Annotated in this window: 12 protein-coding genes; 8 read left to right on the forward strand and 4 right to left on the reverse strand. The window is 71.6% G+C overall.

Annotated features, from left to right (window positions below; translation table 11 throughout):
• From MXD59_RS02090 to MXD59_RS02105, 4 genes are all read left to right on the forward strand, one after another.
• The coding region (locus MXD59_RS02090; protein WP_248823201.1) for a hypothetical protein at positions 1 to 3,787 on the forward strand (3,787 nt) is incomplete at its 5' end.
• A gap of 125 nt (positions 3,788 to 3,912) precedes the next feature.
• Complete coding sequence (locus tag MXD59_RS02095; RefSeq protein ID WP_248823202.1) at positions 3,913 to 6,855, forward strand: right-handed parallel beta-helix repeat-containing protein; 2,943 nt, start codon at positions 3,913 to 3,915, stop codon at positions 6,853 to 6,855.
• Between the two features lie 180 nt (positions 6,856 to 7,035).
• Complete coding sequence (locus MXD59_RS02100) at positions 7,036 to 7,683, forward strand: sigma-70 family RNA polymerase sigma factor (RefSeq protein WP_248823203.1); 648 nt, start codon at positions 7,036 to 7,038, stop codon at positions 7,681 to 7,683.
• Between the two features lie 242 nt (positions 7,684 to 7,925).
• A complete protein-coding gene (locus MXD59_RS02105) occupies positions 7,926 to 8,801 on the forward strand; it encodes a phytanoyl-CoA dioxygenase family protein (RefSeq protein ID WP_248823238.1) in 876 nt (291 codons plus the stop codon).
• 365 nt (positions 8,802 to 9,166) lie between these two features.
• Here the strand turns inward: MXD59_RS02105 and MXD59_RS02110 are convergent, their stop codons facing one another.
• Positions 9,167 to 9,349 carry a hypothetical protein gene (locus MXD59_RS02110; protein WP_248823204.1) on the reverse strand — a complete coding sequence of 61 codons (183 nt, stop codon included), beginning with the start codon at positions 9,347 to 9,349 and terminating at the stop codon, positions 9,167 to 9,169.
• Between the two features lie 428 nt (positions 9,350 to 9,777).
• Between MXD59_RS02110 and MXD59_RS02115 the strand changes: the two genes are divergently transcribed.
• Positions 9,778 to 9,969, forward strand: coding sequence for a hypothetical protein (locus MXD59_RS02115; RefSeq protein WP_248823205.1), 192 nt, complete (start codon positions 9,778 to 9,780; stop codon positions 9,967 to 9,969).
• Positions 9,970 to 10,011: 42 nt separating this feature from the next.
• Here MXD59_RS02115 and MXD59_RS02120 read toward each other — a convergent pair whose 3' ends face one another.
• Positions 10,012 to 10,905 carry an alpha/beta fold hydrolase gene (locus MXD59_RS02120; RefSeq protein ID WP_248823206.1) on the reverse strand — a complete coding sequence of 298 codons (894 nt, stop codon included), beginning with the start codon at positions 10,903 to 10,905 and terminating at the stop codon, positions 10,012 to 10,014.
• A gap of 477 nt (positions 10,906 to 11,382) precedes the next feature.
• Here MXD59_RS02120 and MXD59_RS02125 point away from each other — a divergent pair, with 477 nt between their 5' ends.
• Entirely contained in the window at positions 11,383 to 13,101 is a 1,719-nt protein-coding gene (locus MXD59_RS02125) for an acyl-CoA dehydrogenase family protein (protein WP_248823207.1), read from the forward strand.
• Positions 13,102 to 13,177: 76 nt separating this feature from the next.
• On the opposite strand, the gene MXD59_RS26825 is transcribed toward MXD59_RS02125, so the two are convergent.
• A complete protein-coding gene (locus tag MXD59_RS26825) occupies positions 13,178 to 13,774 on the reverse strand; it encodes a TetR/AcrR family transcriptional regulator (protein ID WP_248823208.1) in 597 nt (198 codons plus the stop codon).
• Positions 13,775 to 13,871: 97 nt separating this feature from the next.
• On the opposite strand from MXD59_RS26825, the gene MXD59_RS02135 reads away from it, so the two are divergent.
• Positions 13,872 to 15,392 carry an MFS transporter gene (locus tag MXD59_RS02135; RefSeq protein ID WP_248823209.1) on the forward strand — a complete coding sequence of 507 codons (1,521 nt, stop codon included), beginning with the start codon at positions 13,872 to 13,874 and terminating at the stop codon, positions 15,390 to 15,392.
• Positions 15,393 to 15,403: 11 nt separating this feature from the next.
• On the opposite strand, the gene MXD59_RS02140 is transcribed toward MXD59_RS02135, so the two are convergent.
• Positions 15,404 to 16,516 (reverse strand): LLM class flavin-dependent oxidoreductase, encoded by a 1,113-nt coding sequence (locus MXD59_RS02140; protein ID WP_248823210.1) that lies wholly within the window; start codon positions 16,514 to 16,516, stop codon positions 15,404 to 15,406.
• Between the two features lie 486 nt (positions 16,517 to 17,002).
• On the opposite strand from MXD59_RS02140, the gene MXD59_RS02145 reads away from it, so the two are divergent.
• Positions 17,003 to 20,003 (forward strand): helix-turn-helix transcriptional regulator (locus MXD59_RS02145; protein ID WP_248823211.1); only part of this gene is annotated, 3,001 nt, incomplete at its 3' end.

The following is a 20,003-nucleotide window of genomic DNA, read 5'->3' on the forward strand; positions in this document are numbered from 1 at the left end:
CTTCACCCATACCTGGCAGAACAGCACTCATCTGCTGACGAGTCAGGATGGTAGTGGTGCCTGGCAGCGGTTCGACCAGGGCGGGAACCTGATCGGCCTCGAGATACCGGTACGGACCATCAACGGAGCCGTCGACGGCCGGCTGGAGGTGGACGTCACCACCCACACCGCCACCCTGCAACGGCCGGTTCCCCACGCCCCGGTGCAGTTCACCCACACCTGGAACAACGGCATACACGAGATCACCGAGCTCGGCGGAACCTCGGTGTACCGCTACGACGCGCACGGCACGCTGGTCGGGCGGCAGCTGGACGCCATCAACATCCACGGAACGGCGGACGGCACCCTCGAGATCGACCTCACCGCCGGCACCGGCTCCCATGTGGGCGCCGGCGGCCTGCGCCGGGACTGGACGACGCTGCAGATCAGCCCGAACGGCGATGTCCGGCTCGGTAACGCGGCCGGTGACCTGCAGCGTCACGCTCCCGACGGCCGCATCGTCGAGGAGCTTGTCATCCCACGCGACGGGCACGGCAACCTCGGCCCGGCGCGCATTCACGGCCGGCTCGACGGGGCGGGCAACCCGGTGCTGCGGCTGGAGCACGGCGGCACCCAGGTGGCCGACTTCCGGGTCACCCAGGACGGCACCGGCTACCGGGTCACGAACCGGGGCACGACGGCGCACCGCAACGACCATCTGGTGTTCGGCCCGGACGGGGCGCTGCGCTCCGAGCGGATCACCTACCTGAACCGTGACGGTGGCGGGGCCGGCACCTACCTGCAGGTCGACCACACCGCGCGCACCTGGACCTGGACGGATGCCGGCGGCACCGCGCGCACAGGTCACATCCAGGCGGCGCCGCGGGGCCCGGGGGCGCCGGCGGCCCGGCCGCCGCGGTACAACGGCAGCGGCACCGTGACCGTGAAGGCGAACGGCGACCTGCATCTCGTCGGCGCGGACAAGAAGCCGTTCTACTCCCGGGAGCACCTCGGCGCCGGTCCCGGTACCGGTCCCGGCGGCGGGCATCGCACCCTCGAGGTCTTTCGCGCCGACTCGGGTAAGCGGTACTGGCACCAGTGGGCCGCGCGCGCCGACGGCCAGCTCGGCGCGGACGCCGGACGAGGCACCCGCACCTTCAACGACCTCCCCGAAGGCCGGGTCTGGTCCGACCAGCTGCACGGCACGGTGTGGAACACGACCGTGCGGGAGTACCGCACGGCGGCCGACGGCGGTGTCATCCGGGCCGAACTGCAGCCGGATGGCTCCTGGCAGTGGTACCGGTTCCACAAGGACGGCCAGCTCACCCTCCAGGGCAACCGCGAAAGCCTCGGCTGGGGCCGGGGCTGGCAGGACATCCCCACGACCCCGGGCGGCGGTGCGCTCGCGCAGCGGTACTGGTCGGCGTTCAACTGGTTCCCCAAGGCGCTGCACTACCGCGAGCACACCGTCAGCCCGGTCAACGGCGGCGGTTACCGGGCGGGTGACAGCTACAAGGAGTTCTCCCCCCAGGTCAAGGACACCGGCACCCGCGACGCCCTGACCGGTGGCAACACCCTGACGACCGTGCGCTGGGCCGAGCAGCGTCCCCCGCAGTTCCTCTGGCAGGGCACCGGGTCCGTCGACTTCCGCGCCTCCGGCCTCAACCGTGGCGACAGCCGCTATCAGGTGTTCCGCTGGACCGAGAGCAACCCCGCCGGCCATCAGGTGGCGACTGGTGTCCGCGCGGTCACCCCGGACGGCTCGTTCTCCGACTTCACCCGGGAGGGACTGTTCGTCCGCGGGACGATCAAACTGGACGGCGGGAACACGATCGAGATCGGCCGCGACGTCCACGGCACGTGGGCCTCGCTGGCCGGGAACCTCCCGGCCGCCCAGCCCCGCGCCCTGCCCTGGCGGGAGATCACCTCCGCGAAGCAGACCGTCACCGATGGCACCCGGCATTTCCTCGGAGGCGGTAGGCACTGGGTGGACGTGCGGCCCGACCCCGGCGGCGGCCTGCCGCACGCCGTCCGCTACACCGGCGCCCACGGCGACGTCACGCACGTCCACCCGCGGAACCGGCCGACCTTCGACCCCACCCAGGCGCATCCGAACGCGTTCAGCCCCGCGGTCCACGGCGAGACGATCACGCGGAACACGATGGGTCAGATCGTCGCCCGTCAGGAGCAGTGGTGGCCCGGCCAGCCGCACACCGGCGCCGCGCCGGCTCCGGCGCACACCGTCGTCCACTCCTCGGGTGATCCCCACTCGGGCACCTGGCGGTGGACGGACGACGCCGGCGGCCACGGCACCCGGGTCAGCGGCCGCAACACCGTCGGGACCGGTGCCTGGGACGACTCGTACCACGACTTCCAGAACATCGGTGGCACCCACCAGCTCGTCCGTGACCTGCGCGCCCTGGACAAGGGCCGGGGACTGTACGCGGGACGGCGCCCTGACGGGACCTGGCACTCGGAGATCCGCGACGCCAACGGCAACGTGGCCGCGAACACCGCGGCGACCCGGGAGTTCTGGCACAACCGGGGCTGGCAGGGCCAGCCGCCGGCAGGGAGAGGCCAGGCGCCCTGGCGCGACGTCGACGGCACCGGCGACATCATGCGTGAGTTCGCCGGCGGCCGGGTCCGCGTCTACGACACCCACGCCCGCCCACCCGGGCAGCCCGTCGGCCACGGCACCTGGACCGAGTACGACCAGGGCGGCGTCTACCGCCAGCGGGTCGACAAGGGCAACGGCGTCTTCCGGGAGACCGAGAACTTCCACAAGCAGTGGCGTGAGACCGACGTGAACGGTCGTCTGCTGCGTTTTCGCTCTCTGTCCGGCACCGTCTGGGAACGCGGGCCGCTGCGTTTCTCCATCCAACACGCGCATTACAGCCAGGTCGGCCGAGAGTTCGAGTTCCGCGGCCTGGCGAGTGAGTTCCGCGGCAAGAACCGGATGTGGCGGGAGTCGAACCGGTTGCAGTACACCGCCACCAACGGCCTGGTCGGCGATTTCCGATCGTCCTGGTCGCGGACCCTGCAGAAGGCATCCCTCGACTTCACCCAGGAATTCGTCACCGACTTCACCGTGCAGGTCCTGGTCGCGCTCGCGTTCAACAACGGCGACCTGAACCCGCAGGACTGGTATCGCGCGCTCGTCGGAGCGGCCGTGTCCAGCGGAATCAAGACCGGTAACAGCGTCCTGCACGACCGGCAGGCCTTCGGCCTCAAGGGGGTCAAGGACGGCCTGGCCAACCTGGACGGCGGCAAGGACCTCAACCGCAATCCGTACAACCACGACAAGCACTGGGACAACGAATGGGCGGGCACGGAGAACCCGGCCCGGTGGCGCCAGGCGAGCTATGACTACCTCCAGGGCACCCTGGCGGTCGGCTTCATCTCCTCGTTCGTGGCGAACGCCGTCAACGCCGCCGCGTTCGGCCTGCCCACGGACTACGTCGCGCTGCACGGCGGTACGGCGGCGCTCGCCGGCGCGTGGGGCGGCGCCGGCTCGCTGATCTCCGGTGCGGCCTTCGGCAGCCTGCGCACGCTCGGCCATCTGCTCGGCTCCGGACGCTACTTCCACCGTGGTGGCATGCCCGACATCGGCCTGCAGTTCGTCGAACGGTTCGTCGAGCGGACGATCGGGACGGCCCTGGTGCTCAAGGCGGCGAACCTGCGTCCCCAGGACAACATCGCCGTGCCGGACGCCGGCCAGGTCAGACTCGTGCTGCCGACGACGGTGCTCTCCCCGTTCACGGCCTTCGCTCCCGTCCCACCGCCGGCCGGTTTCGGCGGAGCCGGCTGAGCGGCGGCGCCAGAGCGGGCACAGCGACCAGAGCGGGCACAGCGACCAAGACGGGCACAGCGCTGCGTACGCACCGCCGGCGGGGCGCGGTTGGATCAGGTGGAGCGGGACGGACGGGAGTGTGGATGCGCAGGATCCGGAGCGCTCAGCGGGCCGGTGTGGTGAGCGAGGGCGCCGGTGGTGATCTTCCCGGTCGGCCGGACGGTTCGGACGAGCCGGGCTGGTGGGGACTGGCCGGTGCGGGCGGTGATCCCGGCGCGGCGGACGGGCCGGGCGCGGTGATCGGCAGCCCCGATCCGGCGGTCGGTCCGGTCCCGGGGTCCGCGACGGTCCAGGTGGGTGAGGTCGGGTTCGCGAGCATCGCCGCGGCCCTGCGGGCGGTGCCGCCAGGCGGGACGATCATGATCGCACCCGGACGCTACGCCGAACGCCTCGTGATCGACCGCGACGTCGAACTGACCGCGGCGGGCGGCCCCGGAACGGTGTGGATTCGGGGGGCCGGGCCGCTGGTCGTGCGGGCCACGGTCACCCTGCGGGGGATCGGCCTGCTGGGCGTGGAGCCCGGCGAGGCGGTTCTGGTCGTCGCCGAGGGTGCGGCGCACCTGTACGAATGCGACCTGGTCGGGGGACGGGCCGAGGTCACCGCCGGCACGGCCCGGTTGTGGTCCTGCCGGCTCGCCGGGGCCGCGTTGGCCGGACTGCACGTGCATGGCTCGGGTGCGGCGACGGTCGAGGGCTGCGTGATCGAGGGGGTCGATGGCACCGCGGTCGTCGCCGCCGGGAACGCCGTCCTCGACCTGGTCGGTTCCCGGATCAGCCGGGTGAGCGGCTCGGGGGTGCGGCTGCGTTCCCGGGCGACCCTGCGGGCGCGGGACTGCGAGATCGCGCAGGTCGGCAGCAGCGGCCTGCTGATCGAGCAGGAGGCCACCGCTGACCTGGCCAACTGCCTGCTCTGGCACCCCGGCGGCGAGGGCGTCCGAGTACTGGGCACCACCCCACCGGAGGCCCACCACCCCACCCCCGACCAGCCCGCGCCTCCGGCCGACCCCGCGGGCTCCGGTGACTCGGGTGGTCCGGGTCATTCGGGTGGTCCGGGTGACCCGGGGGGGACGGCGCCGCTGGGCAGCGCCCGGCTGTCAGCCTGCGAGATCGTCGGCGCCGGGACCGATGGACTGCTGGTCGAGGGCGGCGCCGGGGTGTCCCTGACCGGCTGTCGGATTCGGCGCAGCGGCCAGGCCGGCGTGGTGCTGGTCGGTGGCTCCGAGGTGCTCCTGCACGACTGCGACCTCGACGCCGCCGCGACGAGTGGGCTGGTGGCCCGCGGTCAGGTCCAGCTGCGCGTACGCGGCGGGGCGGTGCGCGCCAGCGCGTCCAACGGGGTGTTCCTGACCGACTCGGTGCGGGCCGTCCTGACCGATCTGCTCGTCGAGGACAGCGGCTACAGCAACGTGCATGTCGGCGAGCGGGCGCAGGTCCAGCTGGTCGGCGGCCGGCTGCGCGGCACCCCCGAGCACGGCCTGCATCTCGCCGGAGCGGCGCAGGCGCAGGTCTCGGCGCTCGTGATCGAGGGCAGCGCGATGGCCGGTATCCACCTCGACGCCACCGCCACCCTGCGGGCGCGGGAGACGACCCTCGACCGCAACGCCACCGGGCTCGCCGTCACCGGTGGCACCACTGTGCACTGTGTCGACACCCGGGTCACCGACGCCGGCGGCGTCGGCATCCAGATCGACGCGGCTGCCGAGGTGGAGTTGCGGGCCTGCCGGGTCGAACGCAGCGGGACGGCCGGAGTGGTGCTGGCCAGGGACGCCCGCGCCACCCTCGAGGACTGCGAGATCACGGACGCCGGTGGTTCTGCCCTGGTGGTCTGGACCGGCGCCGCGCCGCGGGTCCGGGCGACCAGGCTGCGCCGGGCGGCGAAGAACGCCCTGTTCGTCGGCGACGGCGCGGCCGGCACCTACACCGACTGCGAACTGTCCGGCTCCGCCTTCCCGGCGGTGCATGTGGGGTCGAACGCCCACCCGACCCTCACCGGATGTCGCATCCTCGACTGCGAGTCGGACCTGAGCCTCGCCGACGGCGCCGAACCGACGCTCGCGCGCTGTGAGTCCGTGGGTGTCCGCGACCCCCGCCTGCCCGGCGCTCTCCCCACTCCCGGCGCTCTCCCCAGCCCCGGCGCCCTCCCCAGCCCCGGCGCCGGCGTCGCCATCGGCGCCGGCGTCACCACCGATGCGGACGAGCCGCCGGTGGAAAGCCTCGAGGACCTGCTCGGCGAGCTGGCCGGACTGGTCGGCCTCGACCGGGTCAAACAGGACGTCGGCGCCCAGGTGAAGCTCATGCGGATGGTGCGGCGCCGGCAGGAGGCGGGTCTGCCCGCGCCGCCGCTGAGTCGGCACCTCGTGTTCGCCGGCAACCCCGGGACCGGCAAGACGACGGTGGCCCGCCTGTACGGCCGGCTGCTCGCCGCCCTCGGCATGCTCGAACGCGGCCATCTCGTCGAGGCGGACCGTTCGGCGATGGTCGGCGAGTACGTCGGGCACACCGCGCCGAAGACCCAGGCGGTCTTTCGCCGGGCGCTCGGCGGTGTGCTTTTCATCGACGAGGCCTATTCACTCGTCCCGGCGCATCAGGGCAACGACTTCGGTCAGGAGGCGATCGCCACCCTGGTCAAACTGATGGAGGATCACCGCGACCAGGTGGTGGTGATCGTCGCCGGCTATCCGGCGGAGATGAGCCGGTTCGTCGCCTCCAACCCGGGTCTGGCCTCCCGGTTCTCCCGGGTCATCAGCTTCGAGGACTACACCGCCGACGAACTCACCCAGATCGTCGCCACCCAGTCCCGCCAACACCAGTACGAGCTGCCGGAGCCGACCATCGCGGCGCTCGACGCCTATTTCACCGCGCTTCCCCGCGGCCGCGGATTCGGCAACGGCCGGGTGGCCCGCCAGCTCTTCCAGTGGATGACCGAGAACCAGGCCCAGCGGGTCGCCGAGCTCGACACACCCACGACCGATGATCTGCTGCGCCTCGATCCCGCCGATCTCCCCTCGGCAGGAGGCGACGACTGATCGGCGCCACTGCGGATCGGGTCCGTCCGGCAACGTCCAACTGAACGGAAAAAGACGGTCCGGTGTGCAGAGGCCAAATCATGGGAGCCGCTTGTTTCACGACCTGGATAAATTGCAGTAATAGGATATTCTTCCGCTGTGTCGCGGGTCGGCCACGCTAAGCGAAGATCGCCCGCTCCGGTGAGGGGGCTCGTGGTGGCGGACCTGACCCACCCCTCCAGCCGGTCCGCCGAGAACGGGGCCGGGGAGGAGGCCGGCGAGTCCGCCTGGGAGCCGTCCCGCGGGTCGGGTCAGGATCGGGGCGCGGAGCCGGCGGACGCCTTCGTGCGGGTCCTGTTCGACGAATGCGCCGCCGACCTGCTGCGATACGTCCGCCGGATCGGCCCTGACGACGCGGGACGCGCCGAGGATCTCGTGCAGGAGACGTTCCTGCGTGCCTGGCGGCACCGTGCGGACCTCGTCGGCCACGGCAACGCGCGGGCCTGGCTGTTTCGGGTCGCGCGCAACCTCGCCATCGACTGGCACCGACGGCAGTCGGCGCGCCCCGGGGAGCGGATGCTGCTGCCCGATGACGAGGCACGTCTGGCCGACGCACCCGCCGCCGACGCGCTCAGCGCCGTGCTGCTGCGGGTCGACCTCGTCCAGGTGCTGCTGGGGCTCTCCGCCGCGCACCGCGAGACCCTCGTCCACCTGCACTGCCTCGACCGCACCCAGAACGAGACCGCCGGCCTGCTCGGCGTGCCGTTGGGCACGGTCAAATCCCGCCGGCACGTCGCTGTCCGGGAGATGCGCTGGCAGCTCGTCCAACGCGGCCTCGACGGCGGCTGACCTCCCGCGTGCGCCCAGGTGCCGGCCAGGAGGGCAACGGGCCCGAAACCAGCCGGCCATACGGTGGGCGGACGCAAATCCAGTGGGCGGTGCGGCTGGCTGTGCTCGCCGCCAGGATGGAGGTTGTGATCGTGGAGAGTGCCCGGCCCGTCCAGGTCCCCGAGGTCCGGCCCGTAGCCGCCCAGCCAGATCGAGACACGGCGCCCCCGCCGTCTCCGTTCGCCGAGGTCGGGGTCTTCCGGCTGGACGCGACCCAGCCGGACCCGCTGGACGTCCCCGGCCTGCTCGACTTCTATCGGCGGTACGGCTTCGTCGTCCTGCGCGGTCTGCTCCCGGCCGCCACCGTCGACCAGATCGAGGCGGAGTGCACCCGGGCGCAGCGGGCGGTGCTCGAGGGCACGGTGCCCCAGCGATACGGCTCCACCCAGTACCTGGACGCCCGCTTCGCCGACGCGGCGGCCACGGTCCCGGCCGCGGAGGTCGAGCCGGCGGGGTCAGAGCCGTACGTGAACTACGTCGAGCATGTCGAGGAGCTCTCGCCGGCGGTGCGCACGGTCGCGTCACATCCGCTGCTGGTCACAGCCCTGCGACGGCTCCTGGGTGGCGAAATCTGGACGCTTGGTGACGCCGGTTCCGGGGTGATCTACCAGGATGCCCGGCCGGGCCGCGAATCCGGCTACACCCGGATCGGCTGGCACTCCGACTGGCAGGCCATGCCGAGCCTGGACGTCTGGCCCGGCGCCGCCTTCACCATCCATGTGGACGAGACCAGCCCCGCCAACGGATTCCTGCGGGTTGTCCCCGGTTCGCACCGCTGGGCGACCCCGCCGCCCTACCGCAACATCAACAACGCCCCGGTGCCCGTGGACGCCCGCCCCGCCGGCGGCCACACCGACACCCCCCCGCCGTTCCCGATGCCGCTGGGCTTCGAGAAGGTCCCCGGGGAGATAGCGCTGTACGCCGACCGCGGCGACGTCCTGCTGCACGACGCCTACCTGTGGCATGCCGCCGCCCGCGCCACCGACGACACCACACTTCGCCGCCACGTCCGCGCCGGTTACTACGCCGGCGACCGCGCCAGCTACCGCGAGCAGTTCGTCAAGAACGCCGCCCGCTAGCCCGCCCCCAGGCGATCAGGTTACCGCCATGGCCCGCTCGGTTCCCCGCGACAGCCACCATCAATCCCGGCTCGAAACCTGGCTCGGAGCGGGCCTTTCCGCCCTCCGGACCGCACGCGGCCCGCGGCCCACGATGACACGGTTGTCCGCCCGTCCACGTCGACGATCCGAAACTTGTTTCTTCTGGCCGTGCTGGTATCAGTTCCTTGGGTGTTCTACGGCTGGCCGGGCCCTCGCGGGTCGGACGGTATGAACACGATGCCTGCTCTGATCATGTGCGCCGTGGTAATGCTCGGCGCCCTGGATTGGTATCTGTGGCGGATACGGCGAAACGAGCGGCTGGTCGCCGACGAGGGAGTGGTCTCCTACACCGACTGGCGCGTCCGGACGAGCCGCATCGGCTGTGGCGAGGTGAGCCGGGTCAGCATGGTGAAGGTACGCCCCACAAGAATGTCGTCGCAGATCAGCGAACGGCTCGTGGTCGAGAGTTCCTCGCCGGTTCCGCCGGTGTACCTCGATACGACGGTGTGGAACCGAGACGAGGTCATGCGACTTTTCGACCGCATCGATGTGCCGTTTCGCACCGTGGACGGTGTGCGCCACCTTCGTGAGCTGCTGACGATGTTTCCCCGACCGAAGTGGAGGCGGACGTGTCCCACCCGGTCGATCTCGTCATCGCGCCGGCGGCGGCGAGGATCGCGCGGCGGCGGGTCCTGGTGATCGTGGCTGTTTTCGGCGGTGCGCTGCATGCGGGGAGTGCGCTCTCCGCGCTGGCGGTGGTGATGAGTGCCGCGATCCTGGTCCAGTACCTGGCCATCCCGGTGGTGTGTGTCTGGGCGTTTCGGGCCTGGCTCCGCGAACGACGGGAGATGGTGGCCCTTCGTGGCGGGCGGCTTGTGCTCGGGCGTTCTCCCGGGCGGGTGGTGAGCGTTCCGGTCGGCGATCTCCGTCAGATCACGTACGTACGTACGTGCGCGTGCGCCAGCCGCGGTCGTCCGACTATCCGCTCCTGATATTCGAGCGGTACCGCGGCGCCCGGTTCGCGGCGACACCCGTGGAGCGCTGGGAACCGGGCCCGCTCGAACCCAGCCTGGCGACGTTCCTGCGCCTCGTCGCGATCGGGGCGGTTCTGACCGGCTTTCGTGTCCTCGCCGACGTCCTGTTCTGAACGGGCCGGGACAGCGGACCTACCGGGTGGACAGGGACGTGTTCAGGCGGGTGTCGCGACCAGATCCCGCACCGCCGCGGCCACCTCGACCGGGCGGTCCTCGGGCAGCAGGTGTCCGCCGTCGAGGACGATCGTGTGCAGCCTGGGGGCCCACGACTTCCAGACAGCCTCGAAATCGAACGGCGGGGGAGCGCCACCCAGGCCGTTTCCGATGGCGACGACCGGCATCTGAAGCTGCCGTTCGTGCGCCCGGTCGGCCTGGTCGTGCAGACCGTCGACGAACGCCCCCGACCGGTAGTCGGCGCAGACGGCCGCGATCGCCTCCGGTGACCGGGCGGCGGCCAGATAGGCGGCACGCACCGGCGTGGGAATCGCCTCGGGCTCGGTGGCCCAGGTGTCAAGGAAATAGCCGAAGTACCGGTCCGGGTCGGCGCCGATGAGCTGCTCCGGGAACGGGGCCGGATGCGCCATCAGGTGCAGGTGGAACAGAAAGGCATCCGCCTGGTAGCTCAGCCCGGTCCACAGGTCACCATAGGGAATGACGCCGAGAACGGCGAGGTGACTGACATGCTCCGGCTGATCCAGGCCGGCGCGAAAGGCGACACCGGCACCGCGGTCGTGACCGACGACGGCGAAACGCTCATGGCCGAGCCGGCGCATCAGCTCGACCACATCGGCGGCCATTGTCCGTTTGCTGTAGACGGAGTGTTCGAGGTCGTCCGCGGGTTTGTCGCTCGCTCCGTAGCCACGCAGGTCTGGGCAGACCACCAGATGGTCAGTGGCGAGGTCGGCGGCGACATGCCGCCAGGCCAGGTGGGTCTGCGGAAATCCGTGCAAAAGGACGACCGGACTGCCGGCGCCGCCGACGGCGACCTGGAGGGTCACCTCCCCCACCGGAACGCGGGTGTAGTCGAATCCGGGAATGGTTATGCTCATAGCTTCCTCGGGACGCAGATGTGGTCTGGCTGTAATCTCCCGCGGATGCGGGAAGATGTCTGGATACCGTGGCGCCCTATGTCAGAGCCTTTCATCCTGGTGGCCGGGTGTTCGGGATCGCCGTCTCGGCGTGTCGCCCGGAAGGGTGGTCGGCTCCGGCACGCGCCGGATTGTCGGCCGGTGTCGACGCGCGTGGCTGGGCGCGCGACACGGATGTTGCTCGAATGTTGCGGGGTGCCGGCCGGTCCGTGATCAGTGCCCGCCCAGGTCGTCGGCGCTGGTGGACAGGGGTCGGTCGGGGTTGGCGCTAGGGGTACCTCGACGCTAATCTTCACTATCGGTTAGATCGGCCACTATCGGCCGGACCGGTGAACAGGCGTCTTCGGGGCGCCTTTCGGGTGACTTCCCGTTCCGGTGATTCCGGCCTGCTGGCCCGTGTCATGGGCATATTTCGGGGCATCGAGAAGGAGCCTTTCCATGAGTTCAGAAACGGCCCTACCGGCTGGTGGGCGCAGTTTTGTCGCCAGCCTTGACACGGGCCGGCTGCACTGGGACCGGCTGGCCCCGTTCCCGACCGAGGAGCCCGACGTCGAGCAGCGCGCCGACCAGCTGGTCGATGAGCTCGGCACGTTCGTCGAGGACCGGGTCGATCCGGAGGAGACCGACCGGACCGCCGCCCTGCCCGAGGGTTTCATCGAGGAGCTACGGGAACGCGGCTATCTGTCGTTGCGCCAGGATCCGGCCGTCGGCGGTCACGGCCTGTCGGCCTACGGCGCCCTGCGCGCCGTCGCCCGCGCGGCGACCTGGTCGGCGCCGGTGGGGCAGTTGCTCGGAGTGCAGAACGGGGTCGCTCCCCTGGAGCTCGCCCGGTTCCTGCCCGCCGGGTCGGTGCGGGACCTGTTGGAGGACCACATCGCGCGGCGCACGATCGCGGGCTGGGCGGACACGGAGCCGACCGGCCAGAACAACAGCCGGCCGGGTCTGACCGGAACCCTGACCGAGGACGGCACCGCGTACCTGCTGCGCGGCCAGAAGATCTTCATCGGCAGCGGCAACATCGCCGAACTGCTGGCGGTGACCGGTCTGCAGGTCGCCGACGGCGAGTCGCGCATCGCCGTCTTCTTCGCGGACACCCGCCAGCCCGGGTTCAGCGCCCACGCGCACGAGTTCGTCGGCGCCAAGGGACTGCCGGTCGGCGCCCTCACCTTCGACGACGTCCGGGTGCCCAGGGAGCACGTCCTGGTGGTGGGGGACGAGAACCCGCAGGCCGCGCCGCAGACCCGGGCCATGGGCATCGTCGGACGGATCTACAGCACCTCGGGTCCGGCGCTCGCCATCGCCCGCCTGTGCCTGGGGTGGTCCGAGGACTTCGTGTCCCGGCGCCTCATCGATGGGCGTGGCCTGGCCGAGTACGACCTGATCCAGCGTCTGCTGGCCACCTCGTTCGCCGACGTCTTCGCGATGGACAGCGCCCTGCGCTGGGCCCTGATCGGACCTGGCCTGGCCGACCGGTGGTTCGAGCTGGTCCTGGCCATGAACGGTTCGCGGGCCGCGAACTGGCGGGTGGTGGACCAGACCGTGTCGCTGCTCGGTGGTGAGGGTATCGAGACGGTGCGCAGCAAGCAGCGTCGAGGTGCCCGGCCGCTGCCGGTGGAGCGGTTCTTCCGCGACGCCCGCCTCATCCGGACCATCGGCAACGTCGACTTCCAGGTCGACAACGTGACCGCCCGGCAGTACCTGGCCCGCTTCTACGGGCCGGGCGCGCCGCAGCTCGACCTGCGCCCGGGTGCGGACGGTCGCGAGGCCACCGAGCCGGCCGACCTCTCCCCGGCCAACGTGGAGCATCGTGGGGCGCTCGACGAGCAGCTGCGGTGGTTCGCCGAGGCCAGCCGGGACCTTGTCCGGCGTCATCCCGACCCACGCGAGCTCGCCGCCCAGGAGCAGTCGCTGGCGCTGCTCAACCGGCTCGCGGGCGAGCTGTTCACCGCGGGTGCGACGCTCGCCCGGGCAAGCCAGCTGGCCAGCGACGACGGCGGGGCCAGCCAGGGGCTCGCCGACATCTACCTGACGGAGGCCCTGCGGCGGGTCGACGACCTGCGTCGGCGGCTGCGGCCCGCGATCAGCGAACCGGACTACGCGAAGATCAGCCGGGACTTCCTCGCGCCGGATGCCCTCGGCTCCCTGACGCGGAGCTGATCCGAGCCGGGTGCGGTCCGGGCACGTGACCGCACCCGGCCATCCCGGCCTCACCCGCATGCGGACGGCCCCGGGCTCACCCGTGGTCGGACAGTCGCCGCTCCGGCTCGACCAGGGAGCGCAGGCAGGGCTCGACCAGCTCGATCAGCCGCTCGGTGGGTGCCTGGACGATGTCGTCGAGCTTCAGCAGGTGCCGGGTGACCATCAGGCCGACCAGCATCGTGCAGATGAGGCTCGACCGAAGCCCGGCGTCCTCCCCGTCCAGCACGCCGCTGATCTTGGTGGCGCCGTCGTCGAGGAAGGCGCAGCGGGCGGCGTGCGCCGCCTGCTGGTGGGTCAGCATCGAGCGCAGCGTCGCCAGCAGCGCGTCCGGTTCCTTGTCGAGCTGGGTCAGCATGTATTCGAGTACCCGTGCGCTCAGCTCGTCGCGGGGGCCGGGCAGCGCCTCCGCCAGGTCGAAATCGATCTCGGAAGCGGCCTCGAACAGCGCTTCCTTGTTGCCGAAGTGCTGGATGACCAGCGCCGGGTCGACTCCGGCTTCGCGGCCGATCGCGCGGATCGTCGTGCGCTGGTAACCACCCTCGCGAAACAGCGACCGAGCGGCGTCGAGGATCGCCGCGTGGGTGACGAGGCGACGTTCGGAGCGGCGGGCGGTCGGCGTGTTGGACGTCACAGTGACCCTCACTCAACGACTGTTGACCCATTTTTTGCGATCACCCTAAGATACGCGAGTCAACAGCTGTTGAGCGAATTTCGGAGAGGGTGCCACCATGGCAGAACTGACCCGCGCACCCAGCGGTGCGACCGCGGGCCCCGGTGCGCACAAGTGGATCGTGCTGGGCCTCGTGTCCATCGGGCAGCTCATGGTCGTCCTCGACGTCACGATCATGAATGTGGCGTTGCCGAGCATCCAGCAGGCCCTTGGCTTCGCCAGCGGCAACGACCTGCAGTGGGTGCTCAACGCCTACGCGCTCACCTTCGGTGGGCTGCTGCTGCTCGGCGGCCGGGTCGCCGACCGTTACGGTCGGCGGCGGGTCTTTCTGGTCGGTCTGGCGGTTCTGGGGATAGCCAGCGCCGTCGGTGGCCTGGCCGAGTCGCCCGGTCTGCTGATCGGGGCACGAGCGGTGCAGGGGGTCGGCGGTGCGCTCATGTCGCCCGCCGCGCTGAGCCTGCTCACCGTCGCCTTCCCGGAAGGGGAGGAGCGCAACCGGGCCCTGGGTATCTGGGCGACGGTGGCCGGCGGCGGCGGTGCGCTCGGTCTCGTGCTCGGTGGGGTTCTGACCGACGGGCTGTCCTGGCGCTGGGTCCTGCTGATCAACGTGCCGGTGACGGCGCTGGTCATCCTGATCACGCCGCTGTTCGTCGCCGAGAGCCGGGACGAGTCCGCCGGCAGTCTGGACGCGCTCGGCGCGGTGACCGTCACGCTCGGGCTCGGCGCGCTGGTGTACGCGCTGGTCCGGGCGAACACGGTGGGCTGGCTGACCTTTGAGATCATCGGCCTGCTGGCGCTGGCGGTGGTACTGCTGGCGACGTTCGTCGTGCTGCAGACCAGGGTGCGCAATCCCATGCTCCCGCTGCGGATCTTCCGGTCCGGCAGCGTGCTGGGCGCGGACATCGGCATGCTCGTGGTGTCGGCCGGCATCGTGGCGATCCTGTTCTTCATCACGCTCTACCAGCAGCAGGTGCACGGCTGGTCGGCGATCCGCACGGGCTTCTCCTTCCTGTCGCTGTCGGCCGCGGTCGGCACCATGGCCCAGCTCGCGCCCCGCCTGATGGACCGGTTCGGTCTGCGCCCGGTGGTGCTCGTCGGCCTGCTGTTCTGCGTCGTGGGAATCCTGCTGTTCGTCCGGATCTCGCCCACCGGTAGCTACGTGTCCGATGTGCTGCCCGGTCTGATCGTGTTCGGTGCGGGTCTCGGGCTGACCTTCGTCAGCCTGACCGCGGCCGGGATCGCCGGCATCCCCGAGGAGGACACCGGCGTCGCGTCCGCGCTGGTCAACGCCGCGCAGCAGGTCGGCAGCGCGCTGGGCCTGGCCATTCTGATCGCGGTGGCCAACGCCCGGGTCGACGCGCTGGACCCGTCCCCGACCGACCCCGCCGCCGTCGCCTCGGCGACCACCAGCGGGTGGAGCTGGGCGTTCGTGGTCGGTGCGGCGGTGATCGTGGCCGGAGCCGTCGTCTGCGCGCTGACCATGGGTGGGCGCGCACCCGGCCAGCACGAGGAGGGTGCCGAGCCGGGCCAGCGTGGCGACGCCGTGGCGAAGCCGGTGAAGACGCCCATCCAGGCCTGAGCGGGCAGGGGCTAGCGGCCCGCCGAGACCTGCCCGGCCCTGTCCCGCCGGGCAACCTCGCCCCGGACGATCGGTAGTACGTGCCGGCCGATGTCCACCGTGTCGGTCAGCAGGTCGTAACCACGCAGCGAGATGATGTCCACCCCGAGATCGCAGTAGTCGAGCAGCGCCTCGGCGACGGTCTCGGGCGTACCGACCAGGGCGTTGGAGTTACCCGCCCCACCGGTCGCGGCCGCGGTCGCCGTCCACAGCGCGCGATCGAAACGCTCGCCCTGTTCGGCGATGGCGAGCAGCCGCTGGGTGCCGGTGTTCTCCGCGGTGCCGGCGAAGTAGCGGCCGATCAGCGCCGGGCTCGCCTGCCGGCGCCTGAGAATCGTGTCCAGGACGCGGTGGGCCTTCTCCCAGGCCTGCTCCTCGGTCGGCGCGATGATCGGGCGGAACGACACCTGGATCTTCGGCTGATCGGTGCGTCCGGAGGCGTGGACCGCGGCCCGCACCGAGGCGATCTGCTCGGCGGTCTGCTCGAGCGGCTCGCCCCACAGGCAGAAGATGTCCGCCTCGGCACCACCGGCCGCGTAGGCGGCCGGCGACGAGCCGCCGAAGGACACCGCCGGGCGCGGCTTCTGCACGGGAAGGATCTCGCTGCCGAAGTCGGCGAACCGGTAGAACTCGCCCTCGTGGTCGAACGGCTCGGTCGACGCCCAGGCACGTTTCACGATCTGGATGTACTCGCGGGTCCGGGCATAGCGCTGGTCCTTCGCCAGGAAATCGCCTTCCCGGGCCTGCTCGTGCGTGTTGCCGCCGGTGATGAAATGCACCGCGAGGCGACCCGCGCTGAGATTGTCGAGGGTGGCGAACGCCCGGGCGGCGAAGGTCGGATGGCAGACGTTGGGTCGGTGCGCCACCAGCACCTGGAGCCGCTCGGTGTGCGCGGCGATGTAGGCCGCGGCGTATCCCGGGTCGGGCGCCGCCGAGCTGTAGGCCGTCAGCACCCGATCCCAGCCGAACTCCTCGTGCGCGCGGGCGAGTCGCAGGGTGTACTCCGGGTCGAAACTGGGGCCCGAGCGGGCATTTGTCTCCGACGCGTCGTTGGTCATGGCGATGCCGAGGAACTCGACGGGCATGGGGGCTCCGTTCGGTGAGAACAAGGTATTCAGGACTGGCCGCCAGGGCTGCCCGTGGCACCGTCCCGACGGGTCATGGCCTGCGGGTCACGGGCCACGGCCCACGGCTCGACGGTCCGGGCGCGATGGCATGTGGCACACGGACGCTACGGAGACAGACAGCCCCGGCACCACCCCTATCGGCCCTTGTCGCGTTCGGCGGTCCCGGTCGGCCGCACCGGTGTCGGCCGTGCTGTGCATGTCGATGCGGGCGGTTTGCCGGGATTCGGACGTTGTCAGGAAGCGGACACCGAGCGGTCGGTGGGGTGGTAATCGTTCGGTGATCGGCCGTTAATGCCGCAGGTAGGTGGCCTGAAAGTATTAGTTCGCAAACACTGGTGAAATATTGTGATCTCAAGCCCACCGTTTCGTTCGGCTTTGCCCTTCGACGCGCCATCGGGTGATACTCCTGCTGCGCTCGGATGGGTGATGGTGAGAGGGGCGGCGGTGCGTGGATTCATCGATGACCACCTGGTCGAGCGGCAGGATCAGCTCGAGTGCCTCACCGCGCAGCTGCAGGAGTGCGTGCGGGGATCCGGCGGGATGATCCATCTGGTCGGCCCGGTGGCGAGTGGCAGGACGGCGCTGGTCCGGTCGTTGGAGGAGCAGGCGCGCGAGGCCGGGGTGACGGTGCTGCGGGCGACTGGTTCCCGTGCCGAGCGGCTCCTGCCGCTCGGCGTCATCGCGCAGCTGCTGGATGGCGCGGGTCTTGCTCCCGACGAGCTCGCCGCGGCCCAGGAGCTGATGGATGAGGGTGCCAGGGCAGCCTGGGCGGGCCTGGGGGTGAACGAGGTCGACGCGGGTTCGGCGTACGTGCTGCGTGGGTTGTGCGTCCAGTTGCTGGCCCGGGCGGAGAAGGGGCCGGTCGTCATCACGGTGGATGACGCGCACCTGGCCGATGCCGCCTCGTTGCAGTGCCTGTCGTATCTGGGTCGGCGGCTGCCGTCGGTGCCCATGCTCGTGCTGCTCGCGGAGAGTCCGCACATCCTGCCGCTGTGCCCCGCGCACTACGCCGAGCTCGCCGGTCCGCACGTACGGACGTTGCAGGTCGGGCCGCTGTCGGTGGCTGGCACCGGGCAGCTGATGGCGCGGTTCGTGCTGCCGTCCTGGCTGGGCGCCGAGGAGGTACACGCCCGTACCGGTGGCAGCCCGCTGCTGCTGCACGCGTTGCTGCGGGCGCAGACGCAGGAACCGCCCGCCACCGCCGGCCTGTTCGGCTCGGAGGACGCGTTCGGCGAGGCGGTGCTGGGGCTGCTCTACCGCAGCGAGCCGCTGATGGCCCGGGGCGCGCGGGCCCTGGCGGTGCTGGGTGCCTCCGATGGGACGGCGCTGCTCGCGAACCTGCTGGAGGTCGATCCGCAGATCGCGGGCCGGGTCGTCACCCTGCTGCGGGCCGCGGGGTTGCTCGGCCCGGACGGATTCCGGGATCCGCGCACGCCCGCGGTGATCCTGGCCAACATGTCGCCGTCCGAACGGGCGGAGCTGCACGCCGAGGCCGCCCGCCGGATGCACTGCGGGGGCGCGCCGTCGGTGCGGGTGGCTCGACATCTGGTCGGGGCCGGGCCGATGGACGAACCCTGGGTGCATCAGGCGCTGGTGGAGGCGGCCGGCGACGCGCTGGCGGCGGGCGACCACGATGAGGCGATCGACTGCCTGCGCACGGCCCGGGCCCGCCAGATCGGCGCGGACGAACGGGCCGTGGCCACCGCGCTGCTGGTCCGGGTGCTGTGGCGGACCCGGCCGATCGACGCCGCTCGCCACCTGCCGACACTGGTCGACGCGGCCCGCGCCGGGCATCTCGGGGGCCGGCACGCGGTCGTGGTCGCCAACCAGATGCTCTGGCACGGCGACGGTGACGGCGCGATCGAGCTGATCACCGCCGTCTGCGCCCGTGACACACTTGACCAGGAGGTGGCCCGCGGCGCGGTGATCACCCTGCTCGCCCAGGCCTACCTGTATCCGGGTCGGGCCGGTGACGCCGAGGTTCTGCTCGCCCAGCTGGCCCGGGAGCACGGCGCCGGCAACGGCCGGCTGCCCACCACCAGCTCCGACATCATCGCGGCGATGGGTACGGTGAGCTCGCACGGCGACGCGGTGGCGGCTGTGGAGCGGGTTCTGGCCGCCCACGGCCCGGGGCATGAGGCCGTCGGCACGCTGAGCCTGGTGCTCGCCACGATGATCTTCGCTGATCGGCTCGCCGCCGGCGGATCGTGGCGGGATCCGCTGGCCGGCACGCCGATGGGCGCCTTCGCCGCCCTGCTGTCGGCGATGCGGGCCGAAAGCCACCAGGCACGCGGTGAGCTGGCCGACGCCGAGCGGTGCGCGCGGGACGCGCTGGCCGCACTGCAGGCGCCCGGCTGGGGTGTGCTGGTCGGCGTCGTGGTCGCGATCGGGGTTCGGTGCGCCAGCGCGAACAACCGGTTCGACGCCGCCGAGGAGTTCCTCGCGATCCCGGTGCCCACGGCCGCCACCGACACGATCTGCGGGCTGGATCAGCTGCACGCCCGCGGCGCCTACTACCTCGCCCGCGGCCGGGCCCGAGCCGCGGTCAGCGACTTCCTCACCTGCCGTGACCGTTCCCTCGCCTGGCATCCGGCCAACAGCGGTGATGCCCCCTGGCGCACGGACCTGGCCTGGGCTCTGCTGCTGCTCGGTCGCCACCAGCAGGCCCAGCAGCTGGCCGAGCAGGAACTGCGCCGGCTGGGCACCGGTCAGTCGCCGCTGCGCGTGCCCGCGCTGCGGCTGCTCGCCGCGAGCAGCGGCCCCGACCGGCGGTTGCGGCTGCTGCGCGAGGCGGTCGACATCGGCGAGAGCGGCGGCTGCGGCCCGTTGGAACTCGCCCACGCCTACACCGATCTCAGTGAGGAGCTGCGCGCGGTCGGGGAGACCAGCCGCGCGCGGGTGGTGGCCCGGGTCGCCGCCCACCTGGCCCGCCAGCTCGGCGTCGAACCGCTGCTGACGCGGCTCAGCGCCGATGACCGGCAGGGCGAGCCGCGGACCACCGCCGACCTGGAGCAGGTCGCACCCGTGCTGGTCGGCACGACCTCGCTGCTGGGCGCCGAGGTGGACGCGAGCGGCCTGCTCAGCGACGCGGAACGGCGGGTCGCCCTGCTCGCGGGTCTTGGCCACACGAACCGGGAGATCGCCCGCCGGCTGCACGTCACGATCAGCACGGTCGAGCAGCACCTCACCCGGGTGTACCGAAAACTGCAGGTCAGCCGACGCACGGATCTGGCGGCCCGGCTGGGCGCGGACGCGGTGACCGCGCTGGGCTCCCCTACGGCGAGCCGACCCGGCCCGGGAATGGTGCGCGCCGCTGGTGCCGGTCATCCGGCCAGCCGCCGGCACGGGTCGGAGCGTGACCGGCTGGGCGAGGCGCTGTGGCCGGGGGGGGGGGGGGGGGGCCCCCCCCCCCGCCCCCCCCCCCCCCCCCGCGCCCGGGGGGGGG

The sequence above is a fragment of the Frankia umida genome (genome assembly GCF_023242945.1).
GTDB lineage: Bacteria > Actinomycetota > Actinomycetes > Frankiales > Frankiaceae > Frankia > Frankia umida.